This window comes from Agromyces seonyuensis (assembly GCF_009789225.1).
GTDB classification, from domain to species: Bacteria; Actinomycetota; Actinomycetes; order Actinomycetales; family Microbacteriaceae; genus Agromyces; species Agromyces seonyuensis.
Genome location: NZ_WSTA01000040.1, coordinates 1 through 18,954 on the forward strand (window position 1 = coordinate 1; position 18,954 = coordinate 18,954).

At 69.7% G+C, this 18,954-nt stretch carries 16 protein-coding genes and 1 pseudogene; 9 read left to right on the forward strand and 8 right to left on the reverse strand.

The genetic code is table 11. From position 1 onward, the window contains the following. Positions 1-272: isochorismatase family protein (locus GB864_RS09985; RefSeq protein ID WP_160424595.1), on the reverse strand; the 272-nt coding region annotated here is incomplete at its 3' end. A 59-nt stretch (positions 273-331) separates the two neighbouring features. Next, the gene (locus GB864_RS09990) at positions 332-763 is read right to left on the reverse strand and encodes a MarR family winged helix-turn-helix transcriptional regulator (protein WP_160424597.1); all 432 of its coding nucleotides are present in this window, start codon (positions 761-763) and stop codon (positions 332-334) included. Between the two features lie 237 nt (positions 764-1,000). On the opposite strand from GB864_RS09990, the gene GB864_RS09995 reads away from it, so the two are divergent. Beyond that, positions 1,001-1,912, forward strand: a complete 912-nt coding sequence (locus tag GB864_RS09995) for a DMT family transporter (protein ID WP_160424651.1) — start codon at positions 1,001-1,003, stop codon at positions 1,910-1,912. 247 nt (positions 1,913-2,159) lie between these two features. Here GB864_RS09995 and GB864_RS10000 read toward each other — a convergent pair whose 3' ends face one another. Together GB864_RS10000 and GB864_RS10005 are read right to left on the reverse strand one after the other, a co-directional pair. Continuing rightward, positions 2,160-3,380, reverse strand: a complete 1,221-nt coding sequence (locus tag GB864_RS10000; protein WP_160424598.1) for a cytochrome P450 — start codon at positions 3,378-3,380, stop codon at positions 2,160-2,162. A 61-nt stretch (positions 3,381-3,441) separates the two neighbouring features. Continuing rightward, positions 3,442-4,434, reverse strand: a complete 993-nt coding sequence (locus GB864_RS10005) for a PDR/VanB family oxidoreductase (protein WP_160424600.1) — start codon at positions 4,432-4,434, stop codon at positions 3,442-3,444. A 160-nt stretch (positions 4,435-4,594) separates the two neighbouring features. Here GB864_RS10005 and GB864_RS10010 point away from each other — a divergent pair, with 160 nt between their 5' ends. Continuing rightward, complete coding sequence (locus GB864_RS10010; RefSeq protein ID WP_160424602.1) at positions 4,595-5,494, forward strand: IclR family transcriptional regulator; 900 nt, start codon at positions 4,595-4,597, stop codon at positions 5,492-5,494. Here GB864_RS10010 and GB864_RS18525 read toward each other — a convergent pair. The 3 genes and pseudogenes from GB864_RS18525 to GB864_RS10020 all read right to left on the reverse strand — a co-directional run bounded on the left by GB864_RS18525 (position 5,476) and on the right by GB864_RS10020 (position 7,510). Further along, positions 5,476-6,213, reverse strand: a complete 738-nt coding sequence (locus tag GB864_RS18525; protein WP_336603951.1) for a LysR substrate-binding domain-containing protein — start codon at positions 6,211-6,213, stop codon at positions 5,476-5,478. The two genes, GB864_RS10010 and GB864_RS18525, sit on opposite strands and share 19 nt — an antisense overlap. A 3-nt stretch (positions 6,214-6,216) precedes the next feature. Further along, positions 6,217-6,441 (reverse strand): annotated as a pseudogene (locus tag GB864_RS19060) (LysR family transcriptional regulator); the annotation flags it as partial. 13 nt (positions 6,442-6,454) lie between these two features. After that, on the reverse strand, positions 6,455-7,510 hold the full coding sequence (locus GB864_RS10020; protein ID WP_160424606.1) for a LacI family DNA-binding transcriptional regulator: 1,056 nt from the start codon (positions 7,508-7,510) through the stop codon (positions 6,455-6,457). 179 nt (positions 7,511-7,689) lie between these two features. On the opposite strand from GB864_RS10020, the gene GB864_RS10025 reads away from it, so the two are divergent. From GB864_RS10025 to GB864_RS10045, 5 genes are all read left to right on the forward strand, one after another. After that, complete coding sequence (locus GB864_RS10025) at positions 7,690-8,991, forward strand: ABC transporter substrate-binding protein (RefSeq protein WP_336603952.1); 1,302 nt, start codon at positions 7,690-7,692, stop codon at positions 8,989-8,991. A gap of 79 nt (positions 8,992-9,070) precedes the next feature. Beyond that, positions 9,071-9,955, forward strand: a complete 885-nt coding sequence (locus GB864_RS10030; protein WP_160424610.1) for an ABC transporter permease subunit — start codon at positions 9,071-9,073, stop codon at positions 9,953-9,955. Positions 9,956-9,960: 5 nt separating this feature from the next. Further along, positions 9,961-10,866 carry a carbohydrate ABC transporter permease gene (locus GB864_RS10035; protein ID WP_160424612.1) on the forward strand — a complete coding sequence of 302 codons (906 nt, stop codon included), beginning with the start codon at positions 9,961-9,963 and terminating at the stop codon, positions 10,864-10,866. Next, positions 10,863-13,256, forward strand: a complete 2,394-nt coding sequence (locus tag GB864_RS10040) for a family 78 glycoside hydrolase catalytic domain (protein WP_160424614.1) — start codon at positions 10,863-10,865, stop codon at positions 13,254-13,256. Before GB864_RS10035 ends, GB864_RS10040 begins: the two co-directional genes overlap by 4 nt. Then, the gene (locus GB864_RS10045) at positions 13,253-15,493 is read left to right on the forward strand and encodes a glycoside hydrolase family 3 C-terminal domain-containing protein (RefSeq protein WP_202107133.1); all 2,241 of its coding nucleotides are present in this window, start codon (positions 13,253-13,255) and stop codon (positions 15,491-15,493) included. The genes GB864_RS10040 and GB864_RS10045 overlap by 4 nt, the downstream gene beginning before the upstream one ends. A gap of 106 nt (positions 15,494-15,599) precedes the next feature. Here GB864_RS10045 and GB864_RS10050 read toward each other — a convergent pair whose 3' ends face one another. Then, the gene (locus GB864_RS10050; RefSeq protein ID WP_160424617.1) at positions 15,600-16,544 is read right to left on the reverse strand and encodes a LysR family transcriptional regulator; all 945 of its coding nucleotides are present in this window, start codon (positions 16,542-16,544) and stop codon (positions 15,600-15,602) included. A 248-nt stretch (positions 16,545-16,792) separates the two neighbouring features. On the opposite strand from GB864_RS10050, the gene GB864_RS10055 reads away from it, so the two are divergent. Both GB864_RS10055 and GB864_RS10060 read left to right on the forward strand, forming a co-directional pair. Next, complete coding sequence (locus GB864_RS10055; protein ID WP_160424619.1) at positions 16,793-17,812, forward strand: VOC family protein; 1,020 nt, start codon at positions 16,793-16,795, stop codon at positions 17,810-17,812. An 80-nt stretch (positions 17,813-17,892) separates the two neighbouring features. Continuing rightward, positions 17,893-18,918 carry a cyclase family protein gene (locus tag GB864_RS10060; protein WP_160424621.1) on the forward strand — a complete coding sequence of 342 codons (1,026 nt, stop codon included), beginning with the start codon at positions 17,893-17,895 and terminating at the stop codon, positions 18,916-18,918. The last annotated feature ends 36 nt before the right edge of the window (positions 18,919-18,954 follow it).

Genomic DNA, 18,954 nt, shown 5'->3' on the forward strand with positions numbered 1-18,954 from the left:
CGTTGCCTAAGTGCCTGGGCTCCGGACGTGTGCCCTCCCGGTCCGGCCGCGAGCGCGGCGGCCTGGGCGAGGGAGCGCTCGGTTCGGCCGGGGGCGCGGCCGACGGCGGTCACGAGCACGACGGGCAGGGCGCGGGCGCGGAACGCGTCGGCGAGGCGGGCGGCGTTGGCGACCACGGCATCCGCGTCATGGGCGGCCGGGAACGAGGTGATGCCGTTCTGCAGGTCGATGACGACGAGGGCGGGGCGGGCGTCGAGCGGGGTGATGGGCATGTCGTGGCTTCGTTCTGTCGAGGGGATGCGGGTGGGTTGCGCCGGCGGGCCGGTCGGGCTCAGGGGGCGAGGAGGCGGTCGAGGAGCGGGATGACGCCGGCCAGGGCCCGCTGCTCGTCGGCGTCGAGGCGTTCGGACATGCGCTGCACGAACCAGCGGGTCTTGTTCGCACGAGCGCGCAGGATCGCGGACTGGGCGTCGTCGGTGAGGAAGACGAGCCGAGCGCGCGCATCGGCGGGGTCGGCCTTGCGGCCGACGATGCCGAGCCGTTCGAGCTCGGCGACGGTCGCGCTCATGGACTGCGGGCGCACGTCCTCGAGGCGCGCGAGCTCGGCGACGGTGATCTCCCCGACGTCGGCGAGGTGGCGCACCGCGGCGGTCTGGCTCGGGGTGAACTCCTGGAGCCCGCCCTCGGAGCGGAGCTTGCGCGCGAGTCGGTTCGTCGTCACCCGCAGCGCGGCCGCGACCTCTTCGAGTTCGACGTCGTCCATGTGGCCACGGTAGCACATAGACAGGCAGACTGTGCAGTTTGCCTGTCTGAATCGGCGAGGATACGCCGGCTGCCGCGCTTGCGCGAGAAAGCGCCACGCTGCCGCGGCCGGGATCCGAGCGTCACCGGGGGCGCATAGCCTTGCGAGGTGAATCGCCGTCCCGCCCCCGCCCCCGCCGCTCCCGCCACCGGGCTGACGACGACCACCGCGCTCTCGGCGTGGGTGCAGTTCCTCGCCATGGGGCTCGTCTGGGGCGCGTCGTTCCTGTTCATGAAGGTCGCCCTCGAAGGCGTCTCTTTCGGCCAGGTCGCCTGGAGCCGCACCGTGCTCGGAGCGCTCGCGCTCGCCGTGGTCGTCGCGATCACGCGGCCGCGAGTCACGGCGTCCGACGGCTCGCGCGGCCCGGTGCTGCCGAAGGAGCCGATCGTCTGGTTCCACTTCCTCGTCGTGGCCTTCGTGAACTGCGTGATCCCCTACCTCTGCTTCGCGTGGGCCGAGCAGCACGTCTCCTCGAGCCTCGCCTCGATCTACAACGCGACGACGCCGATCATGACGGCGATCATGGCGACCCTCGTGTTCCGCGTCGAGAAGCTCGGGCTGAGCCGCTGGGTCGGCGTCGGCGTGGGCATCCTCGGCGTGGTCGTCATCATCGGCCCCTGGCAGTACTCGGCGCTGACGGGCTCGCTCGCCGGCCAGCTCGCGTGCCTCGTCGCGACCGCCTGCTACGGCATCAGCTTCGGCTACCAGCGGCGCTTCCTCACCGATCGGCCGATCGCGCCGGCGACGTTCGCGGCCCTCTCGATCGGCGTCGCGGGCGTCGTCATGCTCGCGCTGACACCGCTCGTCGCGACCGGTCCCGTCACGCTCACCCTGCCGGTCGTCGGGTCGTTGCTCGCCCTCGGCATCCTCGGCACGGGCTTCGCCTACATCTGGAACATCTCGGTGCTGCGCGCCTGGGGGCCGACGAACACGTCCACCGTCACGTACGTGACCCCGGTCGTCGGCGTCGTGCTCGGCGTCGCACTGCTCGGCGAGACCTTCTCGTGGCACGAGCCGCTCGGCGCGCTCGTCGTGCTCCTCGGCATCCTGCTGGCCCAGGGCCGACTGCGCCTCGGCGCGCGCCGCCGCACGGTCCCGCTGGTCGAGTAGCGACCCCCCGTCGGTCGAGTAGCGACGAAGTCGCGTATCGAGACCCGGTACGTCAGTCTCGATACGGCGCTGCGCGCCTACTCGACCGGCGGTGGGGGGTCGCGATACGGCGCTGAGCGCCTACTCGACCGGCGGTGCGGGGTCTCGACACGGCGCTGCGCGCCGACTCGACCGGCGGTGGGGGGTCGCGATACGGCGCTGCGCGCCTGCTCGCGCTCGCGAGCTCATCGGAGGCTCGTCCGACTCGTCACCGGTCCGGCGTCAGTCGCACGGGCAGGGTCTCCCACGCCCGGAGCGTGTTGTTGAGGTGGCGTGTCGGGGTGCCGGCCGGTTCGATCGTCTCGACTCGGGCTGCAAGGGCGGTCAGCAGCGCCACGGCTTCGAGGCGGGCGACGTGCTGGCCGACGCACTGGTGGATGCCCATGCCGAAGCCGACGTGTCCGGACGGGTCGCGGTGCAGATCGAATCGGCCCGGGTCGCTCCAGCGGCGAGGGTCTCGATTCGCAGATCCGAGGAACATCAGGATCTTGCGTCCCTCGGGAATGCGCACACCGTCGATCTCGACGTCGCGGGTGGTCGTGCGGAAGAAGGTCTGCACGGGGGACTCGAGTCGGATCGCCTCATCGAATGCGACGCGGGCGAGAGCGGGGTTCGAGCGGAGCGCGGCCCACGCCTCAGGGGTGCGGGCGAATGCCGCCAGGATCGCCCCGAGGGCGTGGATCGTCGTGTCGACGCCGGCCGACAGCAGCGATCGGACCATGAGCGGGGCCTGCGCTTCGGTGATGTCGCCGCGGTCGGTCGCGGCCCAGATATCCGCCCCGAACCCGGTCGGAGCGAGCGCGTCGCGGGCGCACTGCTCATTCACCCAACCGGCGTGCTCGGGGAGCGACGGTGCGCCGTGCTGCACGAGGAAGTTCTCCGGACCGAAGGTGTTGAAGAGGTGGTCTCCATAGGGCAGGAGGTGTTCGCGGCCTTCCTGCCGGAGGCCGACGGCGTCCGGGAAGACGCGGAGCGGGAACGCTTCGGCCAGTTCGGTGACGGCGTCGAACTCGGTGCCGCGCGCGAGGACCTCGTCGACGAGCGCTGCGGCGTCCGCGCGCCACTGCGGCTCGAGCGCCCGCAGCGCGCGGGGCCCGAGGATCTTCTGGAGCACGGCGCGCGGCGCATCGTGGTGCGGCGGATCGGCCTCCAGCAGCAAGCTCGGCGGCCGCCACGGCGGTTCGCGACGGAAGTCCGAGATGCCGACGCCGGCCGAGGATTCGAACGACTGCCAGTCGGTGAGCGCCGCGTGCACGGTGTCGTAACGGCCCATCGCGTCGACGTCGTAGCGCTCGAGGTGGACGACCTCGCCCGCCTCGCGGAGCGCCTCATGGAACTCATGGGGATCGGCGAGCAGCTCGGCGGAGAACGGGTCGGCGCTGGAGGTGGGACGGGTTCGGTGCACGGGGCCGTGAAGCGTTTCGGTCATGATGGTGCCTTTCGCAGGTGCGTGTGCCGGCGGCGCGAAGCCCATGCCGGGCAGGAGCGGGCTAGAGGGCGATGACGAGGCGGTCGCTGCGCGATCGGGATACGCACGGGAAGAAGCAGTTTCCGCGGGCGCGTTCCGCATCATCCAGGAGCGCATCGCGGTGGTCGGGCTCGCCGGCGAGCACCTCCGTCTCGCACGTGCCGCAGACGCCGCGTGCGCACGAGGTGAGCACATCGAAGCCGGCGATTCGGAGTGTCTCGACCACGGTGGTCCCGGGCTCGACGATGAGCGTGCGGTCGGTGCCCGCGATCTCGAGCGCGAACGGCGTCGCGCGGGCCGGGCCGGATGCCGTGGCGGTGAAGCGCTCGACGCGCACCCATCCTGCGCGCCGGTTCGCACCGGCACGGACGACGGCGTCGAGCAAACCGGCGGGGCCGCAGGCGTATACCTTCGCGTCGCTGGGCGACTCGGCGATCCAGGCGTCGATGTCCGCACGGGCGCCGCTCGACCCTGAGCAGTGCAGCTGCACCCGATCACCGTGCCCGGCGAGCTCGGCCAGGTATGCGAGCGCACCGGGGCTGCGGCCGAGATAGAGCAGCCGCCAGTCGATGCCCAGCACGGTCGCAGCACGCAGCATCGGCAGGATGGGCGTGATCCCGATGCCGCCGGCGACGAAGGCGTAGGACGTCGCGGGCACGAGCCGGAAGTTGTTGCGCGGCCCGCCGAATCCGACCATGTCGCCGACCTCGAGCCGGTCGTGGACGAAGCGGGAGCCGCCATCGCCGTGCTCCTCCCGCTGCACTGCGATGCGGTAGCTGGAAGCGTCGCGCGGGTCTCCGAGCAACGAGTACAGGCGAGTCAGGCCGTTCGGCAGCATCAGGTCGAGGTGCGCGCCCGGCGTCCAGTCCGGGAGTCGGCCGGCGTCCGGGCGCTGCAATTCGAGCTCGACGACCTGGTCGGCAACGACGCGGCGCGCAGCGACGACGAGTCGGTCGACCGGCGAGGCGGCCGCCGGGTCGGCCGACACCGGGGACCGAGGCGAATCGTTGGGCATGGGACCTCCTCGTCCGCATGACGGATGCTCCGACCGCACGCCATCGTCGGCTGCGGCATCGAGCAACCTAGACGCGTGCGATCCGTCGCCGCGACGGTTCTCCATTTGAAATGGAGATGCAGCGGCAATCTGGCTAGGCTCGGCGCGATCCGGAGGTCCGATGGCGCGCTCATCCGATGGCCGCTCGACGCTGAGCCGCCAGTTGCAAGTGCTCGACGCATTCAGCGTCGAGGCGCCCTTCCTCACGGTCGCCGAGATCTCCCGGCGGACGGGTCTGCCGGTCTCCACCACGCATGCGCTGGTCCGCGCGCTCGCCGACGTCGGCCTCCTCGAGTTGCACGAAGCGCGCCGCTACCGGCTCGGAGTCCGCCTCTGGGAACTCGCTGCCCGGACTCCTGGTGCGCTGGGCCTGCGCGAGCTCGCCGGCCCGCACCTCCATGCGGCGCACGCGACGGTCGGGCAGCACGTGCAACTCGGCATCCTCAACGGCGCCGACGTGCTGTTCCTCGAGCGCCTGTCGGCGCGCGATGCGGTCGTCAACGCCACGGTGATCGGTGGCCGGTTGCCGCTGACCTCGTCGTCCTCCGGACTCGTGCTCCTCGCCGACGCCGATCCGAGCAGTCGGGAGACCGTGCTCGCCGGCCCGATCCCCGCCTACACCGAGCGAACGCCGAGAACCTCCGCGGAGGTCCGTCGCCTCCTCGCGCAGGTCCGACGACAGCGTTTCGCGATGACGGAAGGATTCATCCACCCGGATGCGCGAGGTATCGCAGTTGCGGTGACGGGAGCTGCGGGTGAAACGGTCGCGGCCATCGGCGCCGTCGTCCCCAACGATCGAACTCCCTGGGAGCCGGTGCTGGCCGTGCTCAGGTCGACGGCGACGGCGATCTCGGCCGACCTGCGTGCCGCGGCCCTGCCGCAGTCGCATCCCGATGCGAGCCCCGGCGGCTCCTTCCGAGCACTGGTGCACTCGTCAGACGACTCGATGTCCTATCTCGCGAGTCGCCGGCTGCGCGCCCGCGATGCGTCGGACGAATCGGTTCAGTCGCCGCGCGGATGACGGGCGGCGACGCCGGCGATGAGGTCGCGCAGCCAACGATGACCGGCGTCGGCGCCGTAGGTCGCCCCGTTCCACCAGAAGGCCTGGCGGATCGGCGGCAGCGGAAGCGGGCTGTCGACGACTGAGACATCGGTGCGATCCGCGAATCGGGCGGCAGCGGAGGCCGGCAGGAACGCCACCCGGTCCGTCCCGGCGACCATGTCCGGCAAGGTGAGGAAACTGCGAGTCGTGACCTGGGTGCGCGGATAGATGCCTCGCTGGTGCAGTTCGCGGCTGGCGGCGATGACGGCGGTGCGACCGCTGAAGGTCGTCGCCCACGGTCGCGCGCCGAGGGCTGCGATGTCGAGTTCCGGTGCGCCTTCGCCGCTGGCTGCGACGAGGCAGCACCAGGCGTCTTCGAAGAGGTCCAGGTAGTCGGTGTGCTCGATGAAGCCGTGCGGAAGGATCAGCCCGTCGATGCCGCGCAGCGAGTCGGGAGCCTCGTCGACGAGCTCGTCGCGCAGGTGTTCGATCCGGAGCATCGCGCGAGGCGCGGCGATCGAGACCGCCTTCGAGAGCCGGGCTCCGAAGACTGCCGCGACGTAGTCGGAGCAGACGATCCGGAACTCGCGCTCGCTCGTCCCAGGATCGAACTCCGTTTGGGCGCCGAAGAGCTTGGCCAAGGCCGACGCCGTCGATTGCACTTCGGGGAGCAGTTCGACGGCGAGTTGACTGAGCACGTATCGGTTTCCGGAGCGAACGAGCAGCTCATCGTCGAAGTGCCGGCGAAGCCTGCCGAGGGCAGAGGACAAGGCGGGCTGGCTCATGAAGAGTCGATCCGCCGCCCGACTGACGCTTCGCTCTTCGAGCAGCGCCTGGAGGGGGACGATCAGGTTGAGATCGACGCCCGAGAGCCTGCCGCCCCCGACCGGGGCCGACGGCTCTCGCGCGGCTTCATCATCGACCATCGCGCCCTCCGTCCTATCGTTCCGTGCTCCGTCGAACGACCACGGTCGGATCGAGACGCACGGCTTGATGCCGGTGGGTCGGATCGTCACTCTCGGCGACGAGAAGCCGCACGCCGGTTTCCCCGAGTGCTTCGCCCGGCTGGGCGACCGTCGAGAGTGGAACCGGAGCATCCCACGCGGCCTGGTTGTTGTCGTACCCGATGACTCCGACATCCTCAGGGACTCGGATGCCGGGCGTCTCGGCGAGGGCTTGGACGATCCCCGCAGCGAGCAGGTCGGATGCGGCGACGACGCCGTCGATCTCGCCGGCGGCGATGCGGGGAGCCAGCATGCGGCCCACCTGCCAACCGTCTGCTCGATTGATCCACTCGGGTCCGATCTCGGCGACCGCGGCCAGGCCCGCGGACGCGAGTGCTCGGCGGACTCCGGCGCGCCGGTCGGCGATCGGCTGGAGGCTGTCGGGCCCGCCGACGAAGGCGAGCCGGCGCCGACCGGTGGCGAGCAGGTGCGCTGCAGCCAAGGCACCGCCGGCCTCGTTGTCGATGGAAACGGTGCAGAAGCGGCCGTCGTCGGCGTGCAGGTTCAGGAGGATCAGCGGCCCGCGCTGTCTCGAGCGTGCGGCGATCTCACGAAAATGCGACTCGTCGTTCAGGGTGAGCAACAGCCCTCGCACTCGCGACTCCGTGAGGAGTTCGACGTATCGGTCTTCGCGTTCGAGGCGGCCGTCGCTATTGGCCAGCACCACCGACAGCCCGAGTTCGTCCGCGGCGCGCTCGGCGCCACGGGCGATGTCGACGAAGAGCGAGTTCCCGAGGTCGGAGAGCACCAACCCGATCGAGCGCGAATGGCCGGCGACGAGCGAGCGCGCCGCGCCGTTCGGGACATACCCGAGCAGCTCGATGGCCCGTTCGACGCGCTCGATCGTCGCAGCGGCCACGCGCTCCCGATGGTTCAGGACGTTCGACACCGTCGACGGCGAAACTCCCGCGAGCGCCGCGACATCGGTGATGCCGACGCCGTCGACGGCGCCGCGCTTCGTCGCGCCCGGCGCGGTCGTTGCGGAGGTCATGCCGCGAGTGTACGCGGCTTGCAGCGATGCAACCGAACCCACCTTGTCCATTCGCTTCGTCGATACCGGCTATTCGGCACGCGATAAGCCAATTCGAGGAATCCGCGAGTGCCGCTCCCGAGCGCCACGTAGCATCCCCGTTGCAACGCTTCAATCGAGGCCGCATTCAAGGAGGAACTGTGACCACAGCACGTAACGGGGCGCGCCGCATCGTCCCGATCATCGCCGGCATCGGAGCCGCAGCGCTCGCATTGACCGCTTGCTCGAGCGGTGGCGGCGAAACCGCGGCGCCCACCGAGTTCAGCTACCTGTCGTTCGCCGAGAACACGTCGATCCAGGACACGCTCACCTCGCTCAGCGAGGACCAGTGCGCGACGGAGAACGAAGCACTGCCGCTCAAGGTGACGACGCAGCCGCAGGCCAGCTACGACCAGCAGCTCCAGCTGCTCGCGGGACAGAACGCGCTGCCGGTCCTCTTCGCGAGCGGCAACACGCCGCAGGTCGCGAAGGACCTGCAGCAGGGCGGCAAGCTCGTCGACGTCGAGCAGGCCCTCGAGGACCTCGACAAGTCGGACGCGATCATCCCGGCTGCGAAGTCGACGATCGACGCCCTCTACGACGGCGAGCAGTACGTGCTTCCGACGGAGTTCAACGTCGAAGGCATCTGGTACAACAAGCAGCTCTTCGCCGACAACGGCATCGAGGTCCCCACGACGTGGGACGAGCTGGTCGCCGCGGCTGACACGCTCAACGCCGCCGGCATCATCCCGTTCTCGGCGGACGGCCAGGACGGCTGGCCGCTCACGCGTCTGGTCGGCAACTACCTCTACCGCGACCTCGGCCCCGATGCGCTGCAGAAGGTGGCCGATGGCGAGGCCAGCCTGACCGACCCCGAGTACGTCGAGGCCGCCGCCGCGGTCGCCGACCTCGGCGAGAAGGGCTACTTCGGCCCCTCCGTCACCTCGATCGACTACATGACGGCCGTCAACCAGTTCCTGACCGGCCAGGCCGGCATGTTCTACATGGGCAGCTGGATCCTCGCGAACTTCAACGACCCGAGCCAGAACCAGATCGGCGCCGAGAACATCGGCTTCATTCCGTTCCCCGCGGTCGAGGGCGGGGCCGGCTCCGCCGACCAGCTCGCCGCGAACGTCGGTGTCCCGCTGGCGCTCTCCGAGGCGTCCTACGGCGACGACGTTGCCGGCTGGCTGGGCTGCTTCGCCGACAACTTCGGATCGAGCTCGCTGCAGAACCAGGGCGTCATCACCGGCTTCAAGGTCAACACGCCGGTCGAGGACCTGCCCCCGCTGACCCAGACCGTCCAGGACCAGATCGACCAGACGACGCAGAGCGTCCTCTGGTTCGAGGCGCTCTTCAACGCCAAGGCCGCAACCACCAGCCAGACCAACGCCTCCCAGCTCGTCACCGGTGCCATCAGCCCGGAGGAGTTCATGGAGATGGTCCAGGCCGACCTCGGCTGAACGAACCCGTGAGGGCGGTGCGGCGGCTTCCCCCCGAGCCGTCGCACCGCCTTCCTCCGCTCGACGAAAGAACTTTGCTGTGAATCGCGTACTCGGTGACTGGCGGGCCGTCACCACCCTCTTGGGGCCCGCACTGCTCGTCTACACCCTCGTCATGCTCGTGCCCATCTTCTGGTCACTCGGCTACACCGTCTTCGAGGGCAACCCGATCATCGGCTTCACCTACGTGGGCTGGGACAACATCGCGGCGCTCTTCACCGACCCGAAGGTCGCAGACGCGCTCGTCTTCACGATCAAGTACGCGGTCGTGCTCACCATCGGGCAGGTTCTCGTCGGCTACCTGCTGAGCCTGCTCTACGTCTTCTGGCTCAAGAAGGCGTCCGGCCTCATCCGCACCCTCGTCTTCTTCCCGGTCGTGCTGCCGACGGTGGCCGTCGCGCTCCTCTTCCAGGCGCTCTTCGCGATCGCCCCGCAGATCGGCCCGGTCAACTCGCTGCTGAACCTCGTCGGCATCGACTCGATCGACTGGTTCGCATCGGGCGCCACCGCGTTCTGGGTCATCGTCATCATGGACATCTGGCGATCGATGGGCTTCTACGCCGTGCTCCTCTACGCCGGCCTCGTCGACATCCCTGAAGAGCTTTTCGAATCCGCTCGCATCGACGGCGCATCCGGCTGGAGGCTCGTGCGCCACATCGTGATCCCGCTCTCCCTGCCCGTGCTCTTCTCATCGATCATCTTCAGCATCAACGGCACCTTGAAAGTCTTCGACTCCGTGCTGGCGTTGACGAACGGCGGCCCCGGAAACACCACCACGCCGCTCACGCTGTACATGTACCAGACGTCGTTCACCTACGGCGAGTACGGCTACGGGAGCTCGATCGCGCTGCTGCTGACGATCCTCTGCCTGCTGGTCACCTTGTTCATCTTCCGTTCCTCGCGCCGCGACCTCACGAAGGGGTGACGACAATGACGCACACCACCACACTCGACACCGTCGCCCGGCCGAGCGTCCAGGCACCCGCTCCGGAGCAGCGCAGCCGCGCCCGCTGGTTGCGTCGCGTCCCCGGTTGGGTCGTCGTGACCCTGCTGATGATCGCCGTCGTCTATCCGCTCTTCTGGCTGCTGACGGGATCGTTCAAGACGCAGAACGAGTTCCTCAACAACCCCACCTGGGCGCTCCCGGAGGACTGGACGAACCTCGACAACTACATCGAGGCATTCACGACCGGCAATCTGGGCACCTACATCAAGAACAGCGTCCTCGCGACCCTGCCGGCGCTCTTCTTCACCATCGTGTTCGGCGTCGCGGCGGGCTTCGCGCTCGAAGTCATGGTCTGGAAGGGCCGCGGCACCGTACTGCTGCTCTTCCTCGCCGGCATCATGGTGCCCGGCCAGATGATCCTGCTGCCGCTCTTCACGATCTACTTCCAGACCGGTCTCACCGGCTCGCTCTGGCCGCTCATCATCACCTACACCGCGATCGGGCTCCCGCTGACGGTGTTCATGATGGCGACGTTCTTCCGAGGCGTGCCGCGGGAGATCTTCGAGGCCGCAACGCTCGACGGCGCGAGCATCTATCGCCAGTTCTGGTCGATCGGGTTCCCGATGGTCAAGAACGCCATCTTCACGGTTGCGCTGGTCCAGTTCTTCTTCATCTGGAACGACCTGCTCATCGCCCTGACGTTCACGAACCGCGATGACCTGCGCACCATCCAGGTGGGCCTGCTGAACTTCACGGGGCAGTTCGGGCAGGTCCAGTACGGGCCGACGTTCGCGGCGGTCTGCGTCAACGTCTTCGGCACGCTCGTCATCTACCTGTTCCTGAACCAGCGGGTCATGAAGGGCATGACCGCCGGGGCGGTCAAGGGATGACCTCGTACGACACCGTCGACTGGGCCGTCCATTGGGTCTCTCCTTCGCCCGAGGACCGCAGCGGACCGTCGCTGACGCCCGGCACCGGCCGACCGGCGCACCTGCTCCGTGCCGAGTTCGTCGTGCCTGCGCTCGCCTTCGACGAGGGCCTCATCGAGGCGCGGCTCCACGTGGCCGCTCACGGGGTCTTCGACGTCGAGCTCAATGGCCGCCTCGCCTCCGACGAGCTCCTCGCCCCGGGCTGGGACACCTACCGGCACCGGCTTCGATCGCGCTCGTACCCAGTCGGCCGGCTCCTTTCTCCCGGCCGCAACGCGATCGGCATCCGACTGGCCGATGGTTGGTATCGCGGGCGACTCGGGTTCAACGGCGGAGTCTGGAACAACTACGGCGACGACATCGCCGTACTCGCTCAGCTCGAGCTCACCGCGGGCAACGGATCCGTCCAGGTCGTGCCGCTCGAATGGAGCACGGCGCTCTCCGAGATCACGGCGACCGGCCTGTACGAAGGCGAGTCCCACGACGCCCGCCTCGAGCAGGACGGCTGGTCGCAGCCCGGCTTCGACGACTCCAGCTGGCGTCAGCCGCGACGGATCAGCCGATCTGCGTTCCCGGCGAAGATCGAACCCCCCGTCACCCCACCGGTGCGGGTCATCGAAGCGCTCGCCCCGGTCTCCATCGAGGCGCTGGGCGGAGGACGGTTGCTCGTCGACTTCGGTCAGAACATCGCCGGCAAGGTCCGATTCCGGGCACGGGGCGCTGCGGGCCGCACGATCACGATTCGACACGCCGAGGTGCTCGAGGACGGCGGACTCTCGCTCCGCCCGCTCCGGTCGGCGACCTCGACCGACCGGTACACCTTCGCCGGAGACGACGAAGTCCAGTGGACGCCGCGATTCACCATCCACGGCTTCCGCTTCGCCGAACTGGACGGCTGGCCCGACGACCTCGACCCCGCCGCGCCCGGCGCGATCGAGGCGCTCGTCGTGCACTCCGACATGCGTCGTACCGGCTGGTTCGACTCCGACAACCCTCTGCTCAACCGCTTCCACGAGAACGTCGTGTGGAGCATGCGCGACAACTTCGTCGACCTGCCCACCGATTGCCCGCAGCGCGACGAACGACTCGGCTGGTCCGGCGACATCCAGGTCTTCGCGCCGACGGCCGCCTTCCTCTACGACGTCGACGGCGTCCTGCGGAACTGGCTGCGCAACCTCGCCGCCGAGCAGGCGGAAACCGGCTCCGTCCCGAACTTCGTGCCATGGATCGAGTGCGGGTTCCCCACCGAACCCGCGGCAGCCTGGGGCGACGCCGCCGTGATCGTGCCATGGACGCTCTATCGCCGCACGGGTGACGCGAGCATCCTTCGCGAACAGTTCGCCAGCATGCGCGCCTGGGTCGACCAGGTGTGGGAGCTCACCGGACGCACCGGCCACTGGGACCGCGGGTTCCAGCTCGGCGACTGGCTCGACCCGGCAGCTCCGCCGGACCGGCCCGGCGACTCCCGCACCGACCCGCGACTGGTCGCCACCGCTTACCACGCGCTCAGCGCGCGGCTCGTCCGCCGGACCGCCATCGTGCTCGGCGACGCGGCAGCCGAGGCGCACTACGGCGAGATCGAGCGGACGGCGACCGACGCCTTCCGCGCGCACTACGTCGCCCCGGCCGGGCGGATCGTCGGCGACACGGTGACCTCCCTCGCCGTCGCGATCGCCTTCGACCTGCTCGAGACGGATGACCAGCGGCGCGAGGCCGGCGGTCGTCTTGCCGAACTCGTCGCCGACGGCGAGTACCGCATCCAGACCGGCTTCGTCGGCACCCCCATCGTGTGCGACGCGCTCGCCGCCACCGGGCACCTCGACGACGCCTACCACCTGCTCCTGCAGACCGACGCCCCGTCGTGGCTGTACGCCGTGACCATGGACGCGACCACGGTGTGGGAACGCTGGGACAGCATGCTGCCCGACGGCAGCATCAACCCGGGCGAGATGACCTCGTTCAACCACTACGCACTCGGCGCGGTCGCCGATTTCCTGCACCGCGTCGTCGGCGGGCTCGCCGAGCTCGAGCCCGGGTATCGGCGGGTGCGCATCGCCCCGCGACCCGGTGGCGGCCTCACCCGTGCCCGAGCAGCGTTCGACAGCGCGTTCGGCCGCATCGAATCCGCTTGGGAACGACGCCACGGCGGGCTCGTCCTCGACGTCACGATTCCCGCAGGAGTCGAGGCCGAGATCGACCTGCTCGGGTCGTCGCCGTTCACCGTCGGGGAGGGGAACCACCGGTTCGAGACGGCATACCGCGGCGCCGAGGAGGATCCGGCGCGACCGCGCCGCTGGAACGTCCACAACCCCGACGAACGGCTCGAGATGATCGAAGCGGGCATCCTGTGACCGCCGCGGAACTCCGGCTCGACGAGGCGGTATCGCTGCTCTCGGGAGCCGACATGGCGACCACCGAGGCGCTGCCTGGCCGAGGCATCCGCTCGGTGTCGATGACCGATGGCTCGAACGGCCTCGCGATGAACCTGCCGGACTTCTCGGGCAAGGTGCCGGCGACGTGCTTCCCGACCTCGTCGGCGCTCGCCGCGAGCTGGGACCCCGAACTCGTCTCGCGGGTCGCCGCGGCGATCGCCGCCGAGGCGCGAGCTGCAGGAGCCGACGTGCTGCTGAGCCCCGGCATGAACCTCAAGCGGGATCCCCGCGGCGGCCGCAACTTCGAGTACTACTCGGAGGACCCGCTGTTGACCGGCGAGTTGGCTGCAGCCTTCGTGCGCGGAGCCCAATCCACCGGCATCGGCGCGTGCGTGAAGCACTTCGCGGTCAACAACCAGGAAACCGATCGGATGCGCGTCAGCGCGGAGGTCTCCGAGCGGGCACTGCGCGAGCTCTACCTGCCCGCTTTCGAGACCGTGGTGCGCCGGGCGAAGCCGTGGATGGTCATGGCGGCGTACAACCGCATCAACGGCGCCTACGCGACGGAGGACCGTCGCCTGCTGACCGGGATCCTCCGCGACGAGTGGGGCTTCGACGGCGTCGTCGTCTCCGACTGGGGCGCCGTCGACGACCGCGTTCGCGCGCTGCGGGCGGGAACCGATCTCGAGATGCCGTCGACGTCCGGCGCCTCCGACGCGCAGGTCGCTCGTGCGGTCGAGGACGGCGAGCTCGACCGCTCGGTCGTCGACGTCTCGGCCGACCGGCTCATCGGGCTCGCCCACCGAGCGGATGCCGCCGGCCCGGCACCGGCGGTCGATGCCGACGCCGCCGGCGAACTCGCCGTCGAGGCAGCACGCCGCTCGGCGGTACTGCTGACGAACCGCGATCACGCGCTTCCACTCACTCGTGGGCAGCGAGTCGCGGTGCTCGGCGGCATGGCCGCCTCCCTGCGGTACCAGGGCGGCGGCAGCGCCGCGGTGAATGCGCGAACGACACCCGAACCGCTCGCAGCGGCACTCACCGCGGCGCACGGAAACGCGGTGCCGTTCGCTCAGGGATATCGCTTCGACCTCGACCCCGATACGCCGGAAGCGGAAGCCCTGATCGCCGAGGCGATCGCGGTGGCCGAGGAGCTCGACGTCGCGGTCGTCGTCGTCGGCCTGCCCGACGCAGCGGAGAGCGAAGGCTTCGACCGGGCCGACCTCGCACTGCCCGCGTCGCAGCACCGACTGATCGAAGCCGTTGCGGCCGTCGCGCCGCGCACCGTCGTGGTCGTGGTCTCCGGCGGCGTCGTCGAACTCGGCGAATGGCGTGGGCGAGTCGACGCGATCCTGTTCGCCGGGCTCGCCGGGCAGGGCGTCGCGACCGCCATCGCCGACCTCCTCACGGGGGCCGCCTCGCCGTCCGGCCGACTCTCCGAGACCTGGCCGGTACGACTCCAGGATGCGCCGTCCTTCCTGTCCTTCCCGGGCGAAGCCGGCCGGAGCGTGTACGGCGAAGGCGTGTTCGTCGGGTACCGCGGCTACGACGCAGTGGATCGCGACGTCGCCTTCCCGTTCGGGCACGGGCTCGCGTACACGACCTTCGAGTACGAGTCGATGAGGGTCGTTGCGGATGCAGCCGACGGGACCTGGAACGTCGATCTCCGGTTGCGCAATTCCGGCCGTCGCCCTGGACGCGAAGTCGTCCAGATCTATCTGGAGCGACCGCACGGCACCCGAGCGGCTCCGGTGCGAGCGCTCGCCGGATTCGCCGCGCTCGAGCTCGAAGCCGGTGCGAGCGGTTCGGCGTCGATCTCGGTGCCTCGTCGCGCACTCGAGCGTTGGGACGAAGCGACCGGAGGGTGGGTGCTCGACCCGGGCGCGTACCGGTTCGTCGCCGCCGCGTCGTCGCGAGATCTTCGACTCGGTACCGCGGTCGACATCGACTCGGCGGTACCGATGCAGCCCCTCACTCCCGAGTCGACGCTCCAGGAGTGGCTGGCCCACCCCGTGCTCGGGCCCGCCCTGCTCGAGCGAGTCAGTGCGAGCGACGACTCCGGACGCACCATCGGCATGCTGACCAACCCGCACGCCCTGCTCATGATCGGCGGCCTGCCGATCCGTCGACTCGCCGTCGACGCGGGCTCGGCGCTCACCGACCACCTGCTCGATGACGTGATCGCCCGCTTCGCCCCGCAGGATTCCACGACCTGAGACGGTCGTGCCGGTCAGGACGAGGCGAAGACCACGTACTGGACCGATCGGTGCCCCGGAGTGGCCTCCGGGGCACCGATCACCACCTCGAGTCCCCGTTCCCGAATCAGGATCGCGACGGCGGTGCGGAGTCGGCGAGATCGGCGGCCGCGTCCTGGAAGAGCTCGCGCATCCACAGGTGTTCCGGGTCCCGGTTGTGGACGGGATTCCACCAGAGGGCGTTGTGGATCGGAGTCGCATCGAACGGCACCCGATGGACGGCGACGCCCGCGGCGCGCTGGATGGCCGGTGCGACGGCGGCCTGGACGAGCGCGAGCCGCTCGGAGCCGGTGATGAAGTGGCCGATCGCGAGGAAGCTCTCGACGACGGCGTCGACGTGCGGTTCGAGGCCGAGCTGTTGCAACTGCCGGTTCGCCGACGTGAACGCTTCGCGGGACTGGTAGGTGAAGACCCAGGGCAGACGGCCGAGGTGCTCCATGGTGACGCCGTCGGCGAGGTCGGGATGGTCCGGGTCGGCGATCAGCACCCAGTCGTCCTGCCAGAGATCGTCGTAGGGCAGTTCGGTGAGGAACCCATGGGGGATGAGCATCGCGTCGGCCGAGCGCAGTCGGCCGGCCGCATCCGCGACGACGGTCGGGTTGTGCAGCATGAACCGGAACCGCACCCCGGGCGCGCGCACGCGCGCGAGGCCGCTGACGCGGGTCCCGATCGTGGCGAAGGCGTAGTCGGAGCCGTAGACCGAGAACTCGCGGGTCGAGCGGCTCGGATCCCAGGTGGCTTCGCTTTCGAAGACGCGTCGCGCGGCCTCGAGCGCGGTCGTCGTGTGCTCGCTCAGGCGGATCGCGAGCGGGGTGAGCTCGTAGGAGTTCCCGCGTCGCGCCAGCAGCGGGTCGCCGAAGTGGGTGCGAAGCCGCGAGAGCGAGGCGCTGAGGGCGGGCTGGCTGAGGTGCAGGCGCTGCGCGGCGCGCGTGACGCTGCACTCAGAAAGCAGAGCGTCGAGGGAGACGAGCAGGTTGAGGTCGAGGCGGGCGAGTGAGGGCTGGTCGGTCACGTCGGTGTGTCCTCCGGTACGGCGCTCGTCGTCGAGCGTGCGGCGATGGTAGCACCACGCATCATTCGCGTCGATTCGTGCGTTCAGGACATCACTCGAACGGATTCGGCAGCGCGAGATCGCGCATCCATGGCCGTGATGCGCTGCATCGCAAAAGACGGATTCCCTGATGTCCCGACGGCTCGCAGACTCGGTATCGGTCGGCCACTTCCTCAGAACCGCACGCCGACCCCGAGAAAGGGTCAACGATGATCAAGCTGCTTTCCCACCTGTCCTACGTGGCGGTGACCACCCCCGATGTCGAGGCGTCCGTCAAGTTCTACGAGGAGCAGGTCGGCCTCCAGGTCGTCGACCGCATCGACGGGGCCGTGTACCTCCGGTGCTGGGGCGACTACTACCGCTACTCCGTCGTGATCGTGCCGGGCGTCGAGCCCGCGCTGGAGACGATGGCCTGGCGCACGTCGAGCGCCGAGGCGCTCGAGGAAGCCGTGCGCCGGCTCGAGGCCGAAGGCGTCGAGGGCGAATGGATCGACGGGCACGCCATCGGCCGCGCCTATCGATTCGTCGGCCCCCAGGGCCACCCGATGACGCTGCACTGGGACGTCGAGCACTACGTCAGCGGCGCCGACCAGGCATCCAGCTACCCCGACCGTCCCGCCCGTCGCTCCTCGCACGCCGGCGCACCCCGCCAGCTCGACCACGTCACGATCGCGGCCGCCGATGTGGACGAGTTCGGCAAGTGGTACGAGCGGGTGCTCGGCTTCCGCATCATGGCGCGCACCGAGCTCGACGAGGCTCCCGTTTCGATCTTCACCGTGCTCACCACCAACGAGAAGTCGCACGACCTCGGCGTCGTCCTCGACGGCTCGACCCGTGCCGGCCGAGTCAACCACTTCGCCTTCTGGGTCGACACCCGCGAGGAGCTGCTGATCGCCGCCGACGTGCTGATGGAGAACGGAACGCACATCGAGTACGGCCCCTCGATCCATGGCATCGGGGAGCAGACGTTCCTCTACTACCGCGAGCCCTCGACGCTGCGCATCGAGCTGAACACCGGCGGCTACCGCAACTACGTGCCGGACTGGCAGCCGAACACGTGGAAGCCCTCGCTCGGCTCCAACAACTTCTACCGCAACGGCCAGATGCCCTGGTCGATGACCGAGTCGTTCCCCGCCGCCGACGGCCCCTCCACGACCGAGGAAGGCGTCGTGCCCGACGAGATCCGCGCGGCGCTGCTGAACCCCTACGCCGTCCAGGGCCGCGGCTGAAACGGCCGAAGCGGGCCGCCCGAGCCGGGCGGCCCGCTTCCGCCGTTGCACCGAAACCCGATCCGACTGAGGAGACGACGATGACGTCGAACCCACCCACCGCCCAGCAGGATGTCCTGCCGTCCGAGCATCCCGGCGACCTCGACCGCCACGACCCCGAACGGGAGATCGCGGCTCGCGCGGTCGCCTTCCGCAATTGGGGACGGTGGGGCGAGGACGACCGACTCGGCACCCTCAACCACATCGACGACGCCAAGCGGGTCGCGGCCGCAGGCCTCGTCCGCACCGGCCGCACGATCTCGCTCTCGATGGCCTTCGACATGTCGGGCCCTCAGAAAGGCTGGCGGCGCCGCACGAATCCGGTGCACACCATGCTCGACACGGGCACCGACGCCGAGCGCGGCCAGGGCTTTCCCCACGGTCTGGGCGGCGCCGACGACGTGATCGCGATGCCGCTGCAGTGCGCGACCCAATGGGACGGGCTCGGGCACATCTTCGACCACGGGTTCGCGTGGAACGGCCGTCGTGCCGGCGACGTCGTCACCAGCGAAGGCGACCTCGTCACCGGCATCGAGCACGCCGCGTCCGTGATCGTCTCCCGAGGCGTCCTGCTCGATCTGGGTCGGCATCTGCGGCCCGAAACCGGCGAACTCGAGGACGGCTACGCGATCTCCGTGGCCGATCTCGAGCGCTGCATCCAGGCGCAGGGCGCCTCGAGCGCCGTCGGGCGCGGCGACATCGTGCTCGTCCGCACCGGACAGTTCGGGCGCGCCCGACGCGAGGGCTGGGGCGACTACGCCGGGGGGCCCGCGCCCGGACTCTCCCTCACGACGGCCGGCTGGCTGCACCGGACCGAGATCGCCGCGATCGCCACCGACACGTGGGGCTTCGAAGTCCGCCCCAACGAGTTCGACGTGCCGGCCTTCCAGCCGCTCCACCAGGTCGTCATCCCGAACCTCGGGCTCACGATCGGCGAGATGTGGAACCTCGAAGAGCTCGGCACGGCGTGCGCCGAGAGCGGCCGCTTCGACTTCCTGCTCGCCGCTCCGCCGCTGCCGATCACCGGCGCAGTCGGGTCACCCGTCAACCCCGTGGCGGTGCTCTGACCCGGTCGAACCCGCCCGCCGGCGTACCGCCGCGAC

What these genes read in the sequence shown, in the direction of transcription:
- GB864_RS09990 (WP_160424597.1), bottom strand. Translation starts at nt 763, where the DNA reads ATGGACGACGTCGAACTCGAAGAGGTCGCGGCCGCGCTGCGGGTGACG.
- GB864_RS09995 (WP_160424651.1), top strand. Translation starts at nt 1,001, where the DNA reads ATGGGGCTCGTCTGGGGCGCGTCGTTCCTGTTCATGAAGGTCGCCCTC.
- GB864_RS10000 (WP_160424598.1), bottom strand. Translation starts at nt 3,380, where the DNA reads ATGACCGAAACGCTTCACGGCCCCGTGCACCGAACCCGTCCCACCTCC.
- GB864_RS10005 (WP_160424600.1), bottom strand. Translation starts at nt 4,434, where the DNA reads ATGCCCAACGATTCGCCTCGGTCCCCGGTGTCGGCCGACCCGGCGGCC.
- GB864_RS10010 (WP_160424602.1), top strand. Translation starts at nt 4,595, where the DNA reads ATGGCGCGCTCATCCGATGGCCGCTCGACGCTGAGCCGCCAGTTGCAA.
- GB864_RS10020 (WP_160424606.1), bottom strand. Translation starts at nt 7,510, where the DNA reads ATGACCTCCGCAACGACCGCGCCGGGCGCGACGAAGCGCGGCGCCGTC.
- GB864_RS10035 (WP_160424612.1), top strand. Translation starts at nt 9,961, where the DNA reads ATGACGCACACCACCACACTCGACACCGTCGCCCGGCCGAGCGTCCAG.
- GB864_RS10040 (WP_160424614.1), top strand. Translation starts at nt 10,863, where the DNA reads ATGACCTCGTACGACACCGTCGACTGGGCCGTCCATTGGGTCTCTCCT.
- GB864_RS10055 (WP_160424619.1), top strand. Translation starts at nt 16,793, where the DNA reads ATGATCAAGCTGCTTTCCCACCTGTCCTACGTGGCGGTGACCACCCCC.
- GB864_RS10060 (WP_160424621.1), top strand. Translation starts at nt 17,893, where the DNA reads ATGACGTCGAACCCACCCACCGCCCAGCAGGATGTCCTGCCGTCCGAG.